Source organism: Microbacterium ureisolvens, assembly GCF_015278315.1.
GTDB lineage: Bacteria > Actinomycetota > Actinomycetes > Actinomycetales > Microbacteriaceae > Microbacterium > Microbacterium ureisolvens.
Window position 1 is genome coordinate 69,266 of record NZ_JADIJE010000010.1, and the last position, 15,764, is coordinate 85,029.

13 protein-coding genes are annotated in these 15,764 nt (G+C 69.9%); 9 read left to right on the forward strand and 4 right to left on the reverse strand.

From position 1 onward, the window contains the following. Window positions 1-5: 5 nt before the first annotated feature. The 6 genes from clpX to IM767_RS15265 all read left to right on the forward strand — a co-directional run bounded on the left by clpX (window position 6) and on the right by IM767_RS15265 (window position 6,897). Window positions 6-1,274 carry an ATP-dependent Clp protease ATP-binding subunit ClpX gene (clpX, locus tag IM767_RS15240; RefSeq protein WP_109211175.1) on the forward strand — a complete coding sequence of 423 codons (1,269 nt, stop codon included), beginning with the start codon at window positions 6-8 and terminating at the stop codon, window positions 1,272-1,274. Between the two features lie 31 nt (window positions 1,275-1,305). Beyond that, complete coding sequence (locus tag IM767_RS15245) at window positions 1,306-2,292, forward strand: serine hydrolase domain-containing protein (protein ID WP_109211176.1); 987 nt, start codon at window positions 1,306-1,308, stop codon at window positions 2,290-2,292. Between the two features lie 9 nt (window positions 2,293-2,301). Further along, entirely contained in the window at window positions 2,302-3,417 is a 1,116-nt protein-coding gene (locus tag IM767_RS15250; RefSeq protein WP_109211177.1) for an epoxide hydrolase family protein, read from the forward strand. A 212-nt stretch (window positions 3,418-3,629) separates the two neighbouring features. Then, window positions 3,630-4,466 carry a hypothetical protein gene (locus IM767_RS15255; protein WP_109211178.1) on the forward strand — a complete coding sequence of 279 codons (837 nt, stop codon included), beginning with the start codon at window positions 3,630-3,632 and terminating at the stop codon, window positions 4,464-4,466. 149 nt (window positions 4,467-4,615) lie between these two features. Next, window positions 4,616-5,740: a class I SAM-dependent methyltransferase gene (locus IM767_RS15260; RefSeq protein WP_162564331.1), complete on the forward strand. Its 1,125-nt coding sequence runs from the start codon at window positions 4,616-4,618 to the stop codon at window positions 5,738-5,740. Between the two features lie 80 nt (window positions 5,741-5,820). Then, a complete protein-coding gene (locus IM767_RS15265) occupies window positions 5,821-6,897 on the forward strand; it encodes an alpha/beta fold hydrolase (protein ID WP_198426003.1) in 1,077 nt (358 codons plus the stop codon). Here IM767_RS15265 and IM767_RS15270 read toward each other — a convergent pair. Further along, window positions 6,894-8,945, reverse strand: a complete 2,052-nt coding sequence (locus IM767_RS15270) for a M3 family metallopeptidase (RefSeq protein WP_109211180.1) — start codon at window positions 8,943-8,945, stop codon at window positions 6,894-6,896. The genes IM767_RS15265 and IM767_RS15270 overlap by 4 nt on opposite strands. Before the next feature lie 106 nt (window positions 8,946-9,051). Between IM767_RS15270 and IM767_RS15275 the strand changes: the two genes are divergently transcribed. The 3 genes from IM767_RS15275 to IM767_RS15285 are packed head-to-tail and all read left to right on the forward strand — an operon-like array spanning window position 9,052 to window position 11,263. Next, window positions 9,052-9,690, forward strand: a complete 639-nt coding sequence (locus tag IM767_RS15275; protein WP_339327404.1) for an ArsR/SmtB family transcription factor — start codon at window positions 9,052-9,054, stop codon at window positions 9,688-9,690. Continuing rightward, window positions 9,687-9,917, forward strand: a complete 231-nt coding sequence (locus IM767_RS15280) for a hypothetical protein (RefSeq protein ID WP_109211181.1) — start codon at window positions 9,687-9,689, stop codon at window positions 9,915-9,917. Before IM767_RS15275 ends, IM767_RS15280 begins: the two co-directional genes overlap by 4 nt. Continuing rightward, complete coding sequence (locus tag IM767_RS15285; protein ID WP_109211182.1) at window positions 9,914-11,263, forward strand: MFS transporter; 1,350 nt, start codon at window positions 9,914-9,916, stop codon at window positions 11,261-11,263. The genes IM767_RS15280 and IM767_RS15285 overlap by 4 nt, the downstream gene beginning before the upstream one ends. Window positions 11,264-11,275: 12 nt before the next feature. Here the strand turns inward: IM767_RS15285 and IM767_RS15290 are convergent, their stop codons facing one another. From IM767_RS15290 to IM767_RS15300, 3 genes are all read right to left on the reverse strand, one after another. After that, the gene (locus IM767_RS15290) at window positions 11,276-11,524 is read right to left on the reverse strand and encodes a hypothetical protein (protein WP_109211183.1); all 249 of its coding nucleotides are present in this window, start codon (window positions 11,522-11,524) and stop codon (window positions 11,276-11,278) included. A gap of 1 nt (window position 11,525) precedes the next feature. Further along, entirely contained in the window at window positions 11,526-14,120 is a 2,595-nt protein-coding gene (gene valS, locus IM767_RS15295; protein WP_109211184.1) for a valine--tRNA ligase, read from the reverse strand. Window positions 14,121-14,253: 133 nt separating this feature from the next. Beyond that, window positions 14,254-15,591, reverse strand: a complete 1,338-nt coding sequence (locus IM767_RS15300; RefSeq protein WP_239453395.1) for an MFS transporter — start codon at window positions 15,589-15,591, stop codon at window positions 14,254-14,256. Between the last annotated feature and the right edge of the window lie 173 nt (window positions 15,592-15,764).

Below are 15,764 nucleotides of genomic sequence, written 5' to 3' on the forward strand. Positions count from 1 at the left end.
GCAGAATGGCACGCATCGGTGAGAGTGCCGACTTGTTCAAGTGCTCTTTCTGCGGCAAGAGCCAGAAGCAGGTCCAGCAGCTGATCGCCGGCCCCGGCGTCTACATCTGCGACGAGTGCGTCGAGCTGTGCAACGAGATCATCGAAGAGCGCATGGCCGAGTCGTCCTCCGGCGTCGTCGCCGACTTCGATCTGCCCAAGCCGCGCGAGATCTTCGCCTTCCTCGAGGAGTACGTCGTCGGCCAGCATGACGCCAAGCGCGCGCTGTCGGTGGCCGTCTACAACCACTACAAGCGCGTGCGGGCCCACGGCACGATCCAGTCGGCCGAGCAGCGCGCCGACGAGATCGAGATCGCCAAGAGCAACATCCTGCTCCTCGGACCGACCGGCTGCGGCAAGACATACCTCGCACAGACGCTCGCCAAGCGGCTCAATGTGCCGTTCGCGGTCGCTGACGCGACCGCGCTCACCGAGGCGGGCTACGTCGGCGAAGACGTCGAGAACATCCTCCTCAAGCTGCTGCAGGCGGCCGACTTCGACACCAAGCGCGCCGAGACCGGGATCATCTACATCGACGAGGTCGACAAGATCGCCCGCAAGGCGGAGAACCCCTCGATCACCCGCGATGTGTCGGGCGAGGGCGTTCAGCAGGCGCTGCTGAAGATCCTCGAGGGCACCGTCGCATCGGTGCCGCCGCAGGGCGGCCGCAAGCACCCGCACCAGGAGTTCATCCAGATCGACACGACGAACGTGCTGTTCATCGTGGCAGGCGCCTTCGCGGGACTGGAAGACATCATCTCCTCGCGCGTGGGCAAGCACGGCGTCGGCTTCGGCGCCTCGCTGCACCGCAAGGACGAGGACCTCAACCTCTTCGGCGACGTCCAGCCCGAAGACCTGCACAAGTTCGGACTCATTCCCGAGTTCATCGGGCGCCTCCCGGTCGTCGCGTCGGTGTCGCCGCTGGACCGCGAAGCGCTCATGGAGATCCTCACCGAGCCGAAGAACGCGCTGGTGAAGCAATACCACCGCATGTTCGAGCTCGACGGCGTGTCGCTCGAGTTCGATCGCGAGGCGCTCGAGGCCATCGCCGATCTCGCGGTCGCCCGCAAGACCGGAGCCCGCGGCCTCCGCGCGATCCTCGAAGACGTGCTCGGCCCGATCATGTTCGAGATCCCCTCGACCGACGACGTCGACAAGGTGATCGTGACCCGCGCGGCTGTCGACGAGGGCGCGCCGCCGACGCTGGTGCTGCGCGAGAAGCGCAAGAGCGCCTGAGCGGTTCCACGCACCCGCTACAGTTCCAGGCATGGAGCAACTGAGCCCCGACCTCGAGGGCTACTGCGGCGTCGTCAGCGTGCGCCGCGGCGACGAGGTGCTCGGAGAGTGGTCGCTCGGGCTCGCCGATCGCACCGCAGGCGTCGCCAACACCGTCCGCACCAGGTTCGGTCTGGCCAGTGGGACCAAGACATTCACGGCGGTCACCGCGCTGTCGCTCGTAGGGGAGGGCGCTCTGTCGCTCGACACGACCGCCCGGCATGTCCTCGGAGACGACCTGCCCCTCATCGCGGACGACGTGACGATCGACCATCTCCTGACGCACACGTCGGGCATCGGCGACTACCTCGACGAGGAGATCGACGGCCTCGCACCGCTTGCGGTCCCGGTGCAGCAGCTGGATTCGACGCCGGCGTATCTGCCTCTGCTCGACGGCTTCCCGACCAAGTTCCCCGCGGGGGAGCGGTTCTCCTACTGCAACGGCGGGTACGTCGTGCTCGCCGTCATCGCGGAACGGGTCTCTGGCACCCCCTTCGCCGATCTGGTCGCGCAGCGCGTGTTCGAGCCGGCGCGGATGACGGCATCCGGCTTCCCGCGTTCGGATCTGCTCCCGCCCGGCACGGCGACCGGTTACGAGGAGAACGGCCGGACCAACGTGTTCGAATTGCCCGTCGTCGGCTCAGGAGACGGCGGGGCGCACTCCACGGTCGGCGACCTGCACAGGTTCTGGCGGGCGCTGCTCGCCGGCCGGATCATCGCCCCGGCGCTCGTCGATCTGCTGATCGAGCCCGTGACCGCCGACGCGGGGGACGGACTGGCGTACGGCCGCGGGGTATGGCTCGACGGGGACGACCTCACGATGGCGGGGGGCGACCACGGCGTCACCGCCGTCAGCAGACACGACGCGCGCACCTCCACGACGGTGTCGGGCCTCGCGAACGTGATGGTCCCCACCTTCGCCCGAACGAAGGCGCTGATGGAATCCGTGCGGGCCAGGGATGTCGGAGGACTCTCATAGTCTGCCGGAATGAGCATCCGGCCCTTCGCCGTCCACGTCCCCGACGCTGACCTCGCCGACCTGCGGAACCGCCTCGAGCGCTTCCGCCCGCTTCCCGACTCGCCGCGGCGGCCTGATTCCGGGATGACCGCCGGCTATCTCGCGGAGCTCGTCACGAGCTGGCGATCATGGGACTGGCGCGCACGGGAACGCTGGCTGAACGCACACCCGCAGTTCCTCGCCGACATCGGCGACAGCACCGTCCACTTCGCCCACCTGCGGTCCGAGAACGCCGACGCTCCCGCGATCCTCGTGATGCACGGCTGGCCGCACACCTTCGCCCTGCAGCTGGACTTCGCCGATCTGCTGCCGGACTTCCACGTCGTGGTGCCGAGCTTCCCGGGCTTCGCCTACTCGAGCGCCTACGCCGACGGTCCCGTCACCGAGACGCGGCTGGCCGCCACGATGCACACCCTGATGTCCGAGGTGCTCGGCTACGACCGGTACCTGACCTACGGCGAGGACGTGTCGGCGAACGTCAATGACCTGATCGCGGGCACATACGGCGACGAGGTGTCGGGGATCATCGCGACTCACTCGCACTTCCCGTCCTCGGCCGAGCGCGCCGAGCTGACGGCGCCCGACGAGGTCGCGTTCTTCGCGAGGCTGGAGCAGTGGGGTGGCGCGAACGGCGCCTACGGGCACGTCCAGGCGACTCGACCCGACACCCTGGCGGCCGCGCTGAACGATTCTCCCGCGGGGCTTCTGGCGTGGCTGACGGAGAAGCTGGTCGAGTGGAGCGACACGCCCGCGGCCGACCCGCGTGACCTCGAGCGCCGCATCTCCCGCGACCGGATCCTCACCGAGGCGATGATCTACTGGACGACGCAGAGCATCGGCACGTCGTTCCGGCCGTATTACGAGGGCGCCGACCAACCGGATGTGATGCCGCCGGTCGAGGTTCCGGCATCCGTCCACATCCAACGGCACGAGGGCGACTACCCCGAGTCGCTCGCCCGGCGCTTCTACCTCGACCTGCGCACGTTCGAGCGGCTTGACGAGGGCGGGCACTTCGCTGTCGCAGAAGTGCCCGCAGCCATGGCCGACCGCGTGCGCGCGTTCGCGCGCGAGATCGGAGTGCTGTGAGTCGCTGCGGCAGCGGTGGGCTTGGCTGACGCACCCTCTGGGGAGAGCCCGGCGCCGTTTGATGCCTCTGCCTCGCCGCGGATGATGGCCCGATCGGGCCATCATCCGAATGGCGACTCCGGGCGACGCGGCGACACGCGCCCAGCCGGTGTACTCGGGGCATGTCCACATCCACATCACCGTCACTCCGCGAAGCCACGTCGTCCTCGCCGGTGGCATCGTCCACTCGCGACGAATCGTCCGCCCACGCGGCGCGCGCGACAGCCCGCGCGACGACCCCCACAGCCGGCGCGACAGTCGGCGCCCGGATCGGCGACCTGTTCATCGAACGGACGCTGAACGGACCCCGTCGCCACGCCAACGGCGGATTCGCCGCGGGGTCCATCGCCCAGCACGTCGAGGCCGACAGCGTCACCGTCGTCCTCGAGCGACCGATCCCGCTCGCGCGACAGCTGGAGGTGCGCGATGACGTCGCAGGCGGCGCGATCGTCTGGGACGGTCGTCGCGTCGTCGCCCGCGCGCGCCCCGGCCGACTCACCGGCGACCATCCGGTCCCGGCCGCTCCGTCCTTCACCGAGGCTCTCGCTGCCCGGGCCCGGCACCCGCTCGCCGGGGTGCGGCATCCGCTCTCCGACTGCGTCGTCTGCGGAACGGACCGCGCGGACGGGATGCATGTCACGCCGGGCTTCGTGCCCGGTTCCTCCGACCGCCTCGTGGCGCCCTGGACCGTCGACGTCCGGTTCGCGCATGCCGGTCTCGCCCGGTATCCGGCCGTGTGGGCCGCACTGGACTGCCCGAGCTACCCCGCACGCGCGCTGGCGGAGGGAACCGTGTGCCTCCTCGGCACGATGACCGCGTGCGTCGAGAGGCGCCCTCGCGTGGGCGAACATCTCGTCGTCCACAGCTGGACCCGGGAGCAGCACGGGAGGCGTTACGAGACATCGGCGGCGATGGTCGACGCGGCGGGCGGTCTCGTCGCACGCGCCGACGCGACGTGGGTGGCACTCAAGCACCAGCGCGCCATCGGCACGATGCGCTGGCTGCGTTGACGACGATCCTCCGGCGGGTGCAATGGCCCGTTCCGGCCACCGCGGCCGCGCCCCGGGATGGCAGATCCTGCCGATGCCGAGGCGCCACGCACGGCGGTGAACTGATGCCAGCCGGGGAGCGTCCCCAAGGTCGCAAGGAAGGAACAGAGATGTCGATCAACACCCTCGACGACGCCGACGTGCTGTTGGAATCGGTTGCGTCCACTCAGGAGAAGGCGGCCGCGCTCGCGCAGCGACTGCTCGAGTCGGTCGGTCCCGCTCTCGAGCTGCTCACGGTCGAGCTCGGCCGTCGCCTGGGTCTCTACTCCGCGATCGACGGCGCCGGCATCGTGACAGCGCCCGATGTGGCGCGCCTGACCGGATACGGTGAGCGCCAGGTGCGCGAGTGGCTCGACCAGCAGGCGGTGGCCGGACTGCTCGAGGTCGACCTGGATTCGCCGCGGCGGTACTGGATTCCGCGCGCCCATCGTGCGGTGCTGCTCGATCCCACCTCACCCGTACACGGTGCCGGGCTGGCGTCGATGTTCGCCGGCGTCGCGTCGACCTTCGACGCCGTAGCCGAATCCTTCAGCGACGACGGCGCGGTGGCATTCGCGCATTTCGGCGCCCCGGTGCGCCATGGCCTGGAAGCGATCCACCGGCCGGGATACACGCACGCGCTCGCGATGTGGTTGGAACAGCTGCCGGACATCGCGTCGCGCCTGGAGAACGGCGGCGTCATTCTCGACGCGGGATGCGGAACGGGGTGGTCGACCGTCGCCCTTGCGCGCCGTTTTCCGCTCGCACAGGTGATCGGCGTCGACCTGGACGGCGCGTCCATCGAGGAGGCCCGACGCAACGCCGCCTCAGCCGGCGTCCTCGACCGGGTGCGCTTCGCACGCGCCGATGTGGGGGACCAGGCGCGGCTGCGTGCCGTCGTCGACCAGCCGGCCGACCTCGTCACCGTCTTCCTCGCCCTGCACGACATGAGTGATCCGCAGCGCGCACTCGCCTCACTGGCCGCCATGGTGGCACCCGACGGTGCGGTGCTCGTCGGCGAGGCCAAGGTCGACGACGAGTTCACGGCGCCCGGCGGACCGCTGGATCGGATGTTCTCCGCCTTCAGCGTCCTTCACTGCCTGCCGGCGACCCTCGCCGAGGGGACCGGACCGGCACACGGCGCTGTGCTGCGAGCGTCGACGGTCCTGGCGTGGAGCGCTCGGGCGGGCCTCCGCCGCGCGGCTCGCCTCGCGATCGATCACCCCACCTGGTCGTTCTACCGGCTGGACCCGTGACGATCCCGCCCCTCCGGGCCGCTTCGACCTCGCCGCCCGGCCCGCTGTATGCGGGCCGGGACGTGGCCCATACTGATCTCGTGTCCAGCCCGGTGCGCGTGCAGTACGCCTGGTCGGGATCCGATGACGTGGCGTGGTCGGAGACCGGCGCCGGAGAGCCCGTGCTCGTGGGCGGCTGGTGGATGAGTCATCTGGAGCGCGACTGGGAGTATCCGCCGTTCCGGGCGTTCGTCGAGGCGATGGCACGCCACCGCCGGGTGATCCGTCTGGACGCGCCCGGCAGCGGGATGTCGCGATCCCGGGGTGCGACGCCCGAACGCCTCGAGCCGCACATCGACGCCATGAAGGCGGTTCTGGACGCCTCCGGCGCGCCCACGGCGACTCTCTTCGCGGGATCGTCGGGGTGCGCGATCGCCGTGGAGTTCGCGGCACGCCACCCAGATCGCGTGCGTCGGCTGGTGCTCTCCGGTGCCTACCTCGACGGGTCGGCGATCGCGCCACCCGGCGATCGGGCGGCGCTCGTCGAGTTGGTGAGGAGCAGCTGGGGCCTGAGCTCCCGCGTCATGTCGGACATCTTCTACCCCGACGCGACCCCGGAGCAGCGCCGGGCCTACGCCCGCCACCAGCGCTCGACGGCGACCGCCGAGGCGGCTGCCGCAGGGCTGGAGGCGGTGTACTCCTTCGACGCCACGGCGGCGGCCTCACAGGTGCGCGCGCCCACGCTGGTGCTGCACCGTCGGGGTGATCGCGCGATCCCGCTGGCACTGGGGGCAGCGGCCGCATCGGCCATACCGGGCGCGCGCCTCGAGGTTCTCGACGGCGCCGATCACCATCCGTGGCACGGCGACGCGGCGGGGCTCCTCCGTCGCGTGCTGGAGTTCGACGGTGTTCCCGCCGACATCCTCGAGAGGGAGCCGCTGCCCTCCGTTTCCGCGCAGCACCCGGCACCCTCCTCGCCCGCGGCGCCGATCTCGGCCCGCGAGCTCGAGGTGCTGCGCCTCGTCGTGCGAGGGATGACCGATGCCCAGATCGCCACCGAGCTCTTCCTCAGCGTCCACACCGTGCATCGCCACGTGGCCAATGCGCGGACGAAGCTCGGCGTGCCGTCGCGAGCGGCCGCCGCCGCGTGGGCGGCCGCTCGCGACAGCGCTCGCTAGTCGGCGAGCCCGCGCCGCTCGAGGAGGGGCTGGATCTCGGCGTCACGCCCGCGGAAGTCGCGGTAGGCCTCGAGCGGGTCCTTGGACCCGCCGACTCCCAGCAGGCGGTCCCTGAAGCGGTCGCCGTTCTCCCGGCGCAGGCCGCCGTTCTCGCGGAACCACTCGACGGTGTCCGCGTCGAGCACCTCGCTCCAGATGTACGAGTAGTAGCCCGCGCTGTAGCCGCCCGAGAACACGTGCGCGAAGTAGGTGGACGAGTAGCGCGTCGGCACGGCCGGATTGTCCAGGCCGATGTCGGCCAGCGCGGCCGACTCGAACTCCGCAACATCGAGCTCGGCGGCCGCCTCGTCGACCGAGAGAGAGTGCCAGGCCTGATCGAGCCATGCGGCTGCGAGGTACTCGCTGGTCGCGAAGCCCTGGTTGAAGGCCTCCGAAGCGTGGAGCTTCTCGACCACCTCCGCGGGCAGCGGCTCGTCGGTGTCGATGTGGCGCGCGTAGGAGGCGAGGATCTCGGGCCAGTAGATCCACATCTCGTTCACTTGACTTGGGAACTCCACGAAGTCGCGGTAGACGTTCGTGCCGGCGAAGTGCGGGTATGTGACGGTGGCGAAGAGGCCGTGAAGCGCGTGGCCGAACTCGTGGAACAGCGTCGTGACCTCGTCGAGGCTCAGCAGCGTCGGGCGTCCGGCCGCCGGCTTGGGCACGTTCAGGTTGTTCACGACGACCGGCGCCGTGCCGCGCAGGCGGGACTGCAGCACGATCGAGTTCATCCACGCGCCACCGCGCTTGGTGTCACGCGTGTAGAGATCGAGGATGTACAGGCCGAGCGCCGACCCGTCGGCGTTGTGCACCTCGAAGACCCGCGTGTCGGGGTGGTAGCCGCCGAGATCGGTGCGCTCGGAGAACGTGATGCCGTACAGGTCGGTGGCGGCACGGAAGACGCCGTCGTGCAGCACGCGCTCGGCCTCGAACCACGGGCGCAGCGCACTGCGATCGAGGTCGTACTCCGCCGAGCGCACCTTCTCGGTATAGAACGCCCAGTCGTGAGCCTCCAGCGGGAAAGGCGCGGGTTCGCGGTCGATGATCGCCTGCAGCTTCTCCTGCTCACGGCGTGCATTGCGGGCGGCGGGCACGGCCAGCTGGCGCAGGAGATCGTGGACGGCTGCCGGTGAGCCCGCGGTCTGGTCCGAGGTCACGTACGCGGTGTGCGAGTCGTACCCCAGCAGGGCCGCGCGCTCGGCGCGCAGCCGGACGATCTCGAGAAGAGTGGCGCGGTTGTCGTGCTCATTGCCGCGAGAGCCACGCGAACGGGATGCCGCGAGCAGGCGCGCGCGGGACTCGCGGCGGGTGAGGCTCGACAGGTACGGGTGTCCGGTGAAGAGCGTGAGCGTCACGACCCACTTGCCGTCGAGGCCCCGATCGGCCGCAGCCTGCGCCGCGGCGGAGAGCTCCCCCTCGGAGAGCCCCTCGAGGTCGGCCGCGTCGTCGAAGACGACGGCAAGGTCGTTGGTGTCGGCGAGGAGGTTCTTCTCGAACTGCGTGGTCAGCGTCGACAGGCGCTGGTTGAGTTCGCTCAGTCGGGTCTTGGCCTCGTCGTCGAGGCCGGCGCCGGCGTGCGACATCTCGGTGAAGTGGCGCTCGACGAGGTAGCGCTGCTCGGGGGAGAGGTCGAGGTCGTCAAGCTGCTCGTGAATCGTCCTGATGCGCCAGAACAGTGCCGAGTCCAGCTGGATCGAGTCCTGATGGGCGGCCATCAGCGGTGCGAGCTGCTCCTCGATCTCCTGGATCTCCGGCGTCGCGTCGGCGGAGGAGACGGTGTAGAACGCACGAGAGACGTCACCCAGCAGACGGCCGCTCTCCTCCAGAGGGATCAAGGTGTTCTCGAACGTCGGCATCGACCGGACCTTCGTGATGGCCGCCACCTCGGAGCTGTGCACGGCGAACGCGTGCTCGAATGCCGGCAGGTAGTGCTCGGGCCGGATCGCGGCGTAGTCGGGCAGTGCGTACGGGAGCGTGCTGGACACGAGCAGCGGGTTGTCGATCGGCATGGCGTACAGCCTAATCACCCGCCGCCCCGATGCCGCCGATCTTTTGCAAAGAATAGATTGCAAAGAAATACTTGCAAAGAGTTCTTTGCATCGCTATCTTGAAGGCATGGCAGAGAACGACAAGGACGCGACCGCCGCCGCGATGGCCCGTTCCGAGCAGCGCCACAGCGAGGATCGCGTCCTCGACACCGGTGCGCTGCGCGCTCTGGCCCACCCGCTTCGGGTGAAGATCTACGACATCCTCAGCCAGTACGGCCCGCAGACCGCGAGCTCACTGGCCGAGCGCCTGGGGGAGTCCAGCGGCTCCACCAGCTACCACCTGCGGGCCCTCGCCAAGCAGGACCTCATCCGCGAAGCGGAGGACCGCGGCACAGGACGCGAGCGGTGGTGGGAGCGCCCTGTGGGAGGCGTCTCCTTCGCCAGCCCCGACGCGATCGCCACCCCCGCAGGACGCGCAGCCACGCAGGTCGTGATGAACGAGTTCCTGCGCAACCGCAATGAGCAGCTGCTGGACTTCGTCAACCGCGGGATCGGCGGGGAGGACGAGATCTGGCGCGACGGCACGCTCATCTCCACAGCCACAGCCCGCCTGACCCCCGAGCAGAGCAAGGAGCTGTCGCTCAAGATCATGGCGCTCATCGACGAGACCGTCGACAACTACCGCAATCAGACCGGCGAGAACGTCCGCCCCGTCACCATCCGGGCCGACCTGTTCCCGCTCCCGCAACTAGGAGAACAGTCATGACCACCATCACGGCAGACGAACTCGCTGTACGCGGATTCCAGAGCTCCGCGACACGGTTCGACCGCACGCTGCTGCGCGCAGCAGCCGCTCTCGGCGCCTACGCCCTCGGCCGCGTCGAGCGGCGCCACGACGCCGCCCAGCGCCGCGCGCTCACCGCTCAGGACGTGGCGGCCGGCGCACGCCGAGAGGCCGAGGCCCTCGGCGCCATCGGGATGATTCCGCGATGAGCGAGAGCATCGACACGGCCGAGCGCACCGGATCGACGGCCGGGCGGGCACGCAGGGTCCCGCTCGGCCGCGACTTCGGCAAGCTGTGGACCGCGGCCGCGTTCAGCAACCTCGCCGACGGCGTGGGCCGCGTCGCGGTGCCGCTCATCGCGACCACCCTCACTCGCGATCCGCTCGCGATCTCGGCGATCAGCGCCCTGGCATTCCTGCCGTGGCTCGTGTTCGGCCTCCCCGCGGGAATGCTCGTCGACCGCTTCGACCGCCGCTGGATCATGGCCATCGCCAACGGCATCCGGGGCCTCGCGGCCGTCGCCCTCGCGCTGCTGACCGTGTCGGGCGCCCTCGACATCTGGTGGCTCTACGCGGGTGTCCTGGTGTTCGGGTTCGGCGAGACCCTCTTCGACAACGCGACCAACGCCGTCGTGCCGAGCGTCGTCAAGCGCCCGGCGCTGGACCGCGCGAACGGCTGGCTGCAGGCGGCGCAGATCACGATCGACAGCTTCATCTCCTCGCCGATCGGCGGAGTGCTCTTCGCCGTCTCCCTCGCGCTGCCCCTGTGGGTGGGCGCGGCGGGCTACCTGGTGCCCATCGTGCTCGCCAGCCTCCTCCCGCTGTCGGCGGCACGACCGCTGCGCGAAGCGGAGGTGACGCCGACGCGCGCCGAGGCGTCGATCGCCGCGGGCGATCCGCTCGCCGCCGCTGAGGAGGCCGTCGCACCGACGGCTCCTGCCGCACCGTCCAAGGTGTCGGCGCGCGAGGCGCTGTCGTACCTCTGGCACCACCGCTTCCTGCGTTCGATGGTGATCTTCACCTCGATCGTGGGCTCGGCGTTCGCCTTCGCGCAGGCGCCGGTGTTCCTGTACTTCCTCGACGTGCACCACGTCGCCCCGGCTGCGATCGGCCTGGTCACCGCGGGCATCGGGGTCGGCGGACTGGGCGGGTCGCTGATCGCGTCGTCGCTCGTGGCGCGATTCGGGCGCGGGCGGGTGATGCTCGGGGCGAACTTCGTCGCGGCGATCAGCCTTGCAGGGGTGTGGGCGGCCCCGGAGGCGATCTCGGGCACCGTCGCGTACGGCCTGATGGCGGCCGCGGTGTCGGTGTGGAACGTCCCGTGGGGAGCGCTCCGCCAGACCATCGTCCCTGGGCACCTCTTCGGCCGGGTGCTCGGCATCGGCCGTACCCTCACCTGGGGGATCTTCCCGTTCGCGACGCTGCTCGGCGGCTGGGTCGCGCGGGTCGACCTGCGGCTGCCGTTCCTCCTCGCGGCGGGAGTCACGCTGGTGGCGACGCTCGTCGCCGTCAGGCTCCTCCTCGAGGCGTCGAAGCACGACGCGCCGGAGGAGTGAGCACCCAGAGGCTCACCCGAAGCCGTCGTCCGGATCGTTCCGGGCGACGGCTTCGCCGTTCGCGTTGAGCGAGACGATCACACCGGTGTCGAGTTCGGCGATCGGCCTGCCCTCCAGCCACGTCAGCGTCCAGCGCGGACGCGGCTGTCCCAGCTGGTCCGCGGGGATCGTCTCGTCGACGGCGCGGATGCCGCGGCGCAATGCCTCCGGTACCGACGAGGGCGGTTCCTCGCCCGAGGTCCAGCGTGTTCCGAGCTGCATGTCAGTCCTCCTGCGGGGCGAGCTCGATGTCGGTCACGGCGAGGGTCTCGGCGTCGGCATAGCGGATCTCGGCGATGCGGCCCACGGCGCGCAGGTCGCCCTCCGCCAGCCGCAGTGCGGCGACGGCGTCGGCGGGCGCTGCGATCGTCACGTGCGACACCGCCGCCTTCTGCGACACCTTCGCCTCGGTCTTGGCGCGGCGGATGCCGATGAGCGCTTCGCCCACGACCTCCAGCACCGCGGGGTCGCCCTCGATGCCGAGGGGCACGGGCCACGTGGCGTTGTGGACGGATCCGTCGTTGAACCACGACCACGACTCTTCGGCTGCAAACGCCAGGACCGGCGCGAACAGACGGAGCAGCGTCGACAGCGCCATACGCAGGGCCAGCGCGGCAGAAGCCTGTCCGACGTCGGTCTGGTTGTAGGCGCGCTCCTTCACGAGCTCGAGGTAGTCGTCGCAGAACGTCCAGAAGAACGACTCGGCCACCTCGAGGGCCCGTGCGTGGTCGTACGCGTCCAGCGCCTTCGTCGCCTCGCGGACGACGCCGTCGAGGGCGGTGAGCATCGACGCGTCGAGCGCGTGGGTGACCTGGGCGCCTTCGGGGACCGGGAACGACAGCACGAACTTGGCGGCGTTGAGCACCTTGATCGCGAGGCGGCGCCCGATCTTGACCTGCGTCGGGTTCTGCGGGTCGAACGCCGCATCCGTGCCGAGCCGGCTCGAGGCGGCCCAGTAGCGGACGGCGTCCGAACCGTGCTGGGCGAGGATGTCGGCCGGCGTGACGACGTTGCCCTTCGACTTCGACATCTTCTTGCGGTCGGGGTCGACGATGAAGCCCGAGATCGCGGCATCCGTCCACGGCGCGCGGCCGTCTTCGAGGGCGCTGCGCAGCAGCGTCGAGAACAGCCAGGTGCGGATGATGTCCTGGCCCTGGGGGCGCAGGTCGAACGGCGCGACGAGGTCCCACAGCTCCGGGTCGCGGTCCCAGCCGCCCGCGAGCTGCGGCGTGAGAGACGAGGTCGCCCAGGTGTCGAAGATGTCGTTCTCGCCCTCGAAGCCGCCCGGCACGCCGCGCTGGTCGGCCGAGTAGCCCGGGGGCACGTCGGTGGACGGGTCGATGGGCAGCGATGCGTGTTCGGGCGTCAGCACGCGGTCGTAGTCGCGCTCGCCGTTCTCGTCGAGCGCGTACCAGACGGGGATCGGCACGCCGAAGAATCGCTGGCGCGAGACGAGCCAGTCGCCGGTGAGGCCGTTGGTCCAGTTCTCGAAGCGCACGCGCATGAAGTCCGGGTGCCACGACATCTGCTTGCCGAGCGCGATGAGCCGATCGCGCAGAGCCTCGTCGCGGGCGCCGTTGCGGATGTACCACTGGCGCGTCGAGACGATCTCCATCGGGCGATCGCCCTTCTCGTAGAACTTCACGACGTGGGAGAACGGCTTGGGGTCGCCGATGAGGTCCCCCGACTCCTGGAGGAGCTCCACCACGCGCTTCTTGGCGCTGAACACCGTCTTGCCGGCGAGTTCGGCGTACGCCGCCTTGCCGGCATCCGTCGCGATCGCCTCGGGCGCCTCGGCGATGACCCGCCCGTCGAGCCCGAGGATGGTGCGGTTGGGCAGGTTCAGCTCGCGCCACCAGATGATGTCGGTCACATCGCCGAACGTGCAGATCATCGCGATGCCGGATCCCTTGTCGGGCTGCGCCAGCGGATGGGCGAGCACGGGCACTTCGACGTCGAACAGCGGCGTGCGCACGGTGGTGCCGAACAGCGGCTGGTAGCGCTCGTCGTCGGGGTGGGCGACCAGCGCGACGCACGCCGGCAGCAGCTCGGGCCGGGTGGTCTCGATGTGCACGTCGCCCGACCCGTCGGCGCGGTGGAACGCGACGCGGTGGAAGGCTGCGGGCTGCTCGCGCTCCTCGAGCTCGGCCTGAGCGATCGCGGTGCGGAAGTCGATGTCCCACATGGTGGGAGCGAGGTCCTGATAGGCCTCGCCGCGCTCGAGGTTGCGCAGGAACGCGCGCTGGCTGGTGCGGATCGTGTCGTCCGAGATCGTGCGGTACGTCTGGGTCCAGTCCACGCTCAGGCCGAGCTGACGGAAGAGAGCCTCGAAGTGCTTCTCGTCCTCGACGGTGAGCTTCTCGCAGAGGTCGATGAAGTTGCGGCGACTGACGGGCACCTGGTCGGCCGCGCGGCTGGACTTGTTGTCGCCGCCTTCGAACGGCGGTGTGAAGCCGGCGTCGTAGGGAAGAGACGGGTCGCAGCGCACGCCGTAGTAGTTCTGCACGCGGCGCTCGGTCGGCAGTCCGTTGTCGTCCCAGCCCATCGGGTAGAAGACGGTCTTGCCCCGCATGCGCTCGTACCGGACCTTGAGGTCGGTGTGAGTGAACGAGAACACGTGCCCGATGTGCAGGCTTCCGGAGGCCGTCGGCGGGGGAGTGTCGACCGAGTAGACGCCCCCGCGACCCACCTGCGCCGCACGGGCGCGGTCGAAGAGGTACGTGCCCTGCGCGGACCACGCGGCATCCCACTTCTCTTCGAGGCCCTCCAGTGCGGGCTTGTCCGGAATCTGTCCCTGAACGGGGCGGGCGTCGGTCATGGAGAACTCCTCGAGCGATATGTGCGGCACTGTGTGAGCGTGCCTGAGTGTGGGATGTCGCTCGATTCTAGCCCGGGGTGCTCCTACCCCGGAAAAGCGGACGGATGCCGGGGTCACCGGCATCCGCCCCGCTTCACGCGTTCGCGGTGGCGGTCGCCGGGTCGGTCGCCAGCTCCGGCTCGACACCGCGGCGGGCCGCCAGCCACGCCGACACCAGCGTGACGGCCGACATGATCGCGAGGATCACCCCGGGATGCCACCACGCGTAGCCGGTGCCCTCACCCAGGATCAGGGTGAGGTACGGCACGAAGCCGCTGATCGTCGCGGCGAGGGCGTAGGAGAACGACAGCGCCGAGTAGCGGAAGCTGTCGGGGAACAGATCGTTCATGAGACCGCCGAGCGCCGCCCACGCCATGGTGGGGAGGATGCCGCCGACGATCATCGTTCCGACGAGGATCGGGAAGGTCGCGAACTGCAGCAGGAAGTACATCGGGAAGGTGATGAGCAGCGTCCCCAGCGCGCCCCACGCCACGACGTTCGCCGAGCCGACCCGGCTCGCCCAGGCACCGAAGAGCGGGATGGTGATGAGCTGCAGCAGGCCGCCGATCGTGGTGGCGACGAGCAGATCCTGGAAGCTGAAGCCGAGCTGGGCCACGCCGTAGTTGACGGTGTACGTGTTCATCAGCGAATACGACCCGATGCCCAGGAGCGCCGCACCGATGGCGATCGCCATCGCCCCGGGGCGCTTGGCGAACATCGTGAGGAACGGCACCCGGTCGCGACGGCCTTCGGCGACGACGCTGCGGAACACGGGCGTCTCGGAGATGGACCAGCGCAGGTACAGCGACACCAGCAGCAGCGGCAGCGCGAGGAGGAACGGGATGCGCCAGCCCCACTCTGCGATCTGCTCGGCGGGGAGCACCGCGGTCAGGACGAGGAACACCGCGGCCGAGAGGATGGAGCCGACGGGGGAGCCGAGCTGCGGGACGGCGGCGTAGAACGCGCGCTTGAGGGGACCGGAGTTCTCGGTGGCGATGAGGATGGATCCGCCCCATTCGCCCCCGAGCGAGAGACCCTGGACGATGCGCAGGAGGATCAGGAGCACCGCGCCGATCCAGCCCGCCTGCGCGTAGGTCGGCAGCAGGCCGATGAGGCCGGTCGCGATGCCCATGATGGCGACGGTCCACAGCAGCGTCGCGCGACGGCCCACCCGGTCGCCCATGTACCCGAAGATGATCGCGCCCACGGGCCGCACGACGAACGCGAGGGCGATCGTCAGGAAGGCGGCGCTCGTCGCGCCGAACGCGCCGAGCGGATCGAAGAACAGCGGTCCGACGAAGAAGGCCGAGAAGTAGGCGAAGAGGTAGAAGTCGAACGACTCCAGGGAGGTGCCGACCATCGATGCCCACGCGACGCGGCGCGTGGGTGTTGCTTCGGGTGCGGCGGCGGATGCGGGTGCGGCGGCGGTCACGGACGTCAATCTTGGCACGAGTCCAGAAACCGCGGCGGCGCCCTCCGCATTCCCCCTTGCGCGCCCACGGTAGAATCGTCGGACCAGCGCGGATCCGGCCATCACCGGGGAGCTCTCGGAAGAACAGGACTCCGGTCCCCATTAGAACCGAGCGGGTCAGGCCCGTCACAGCC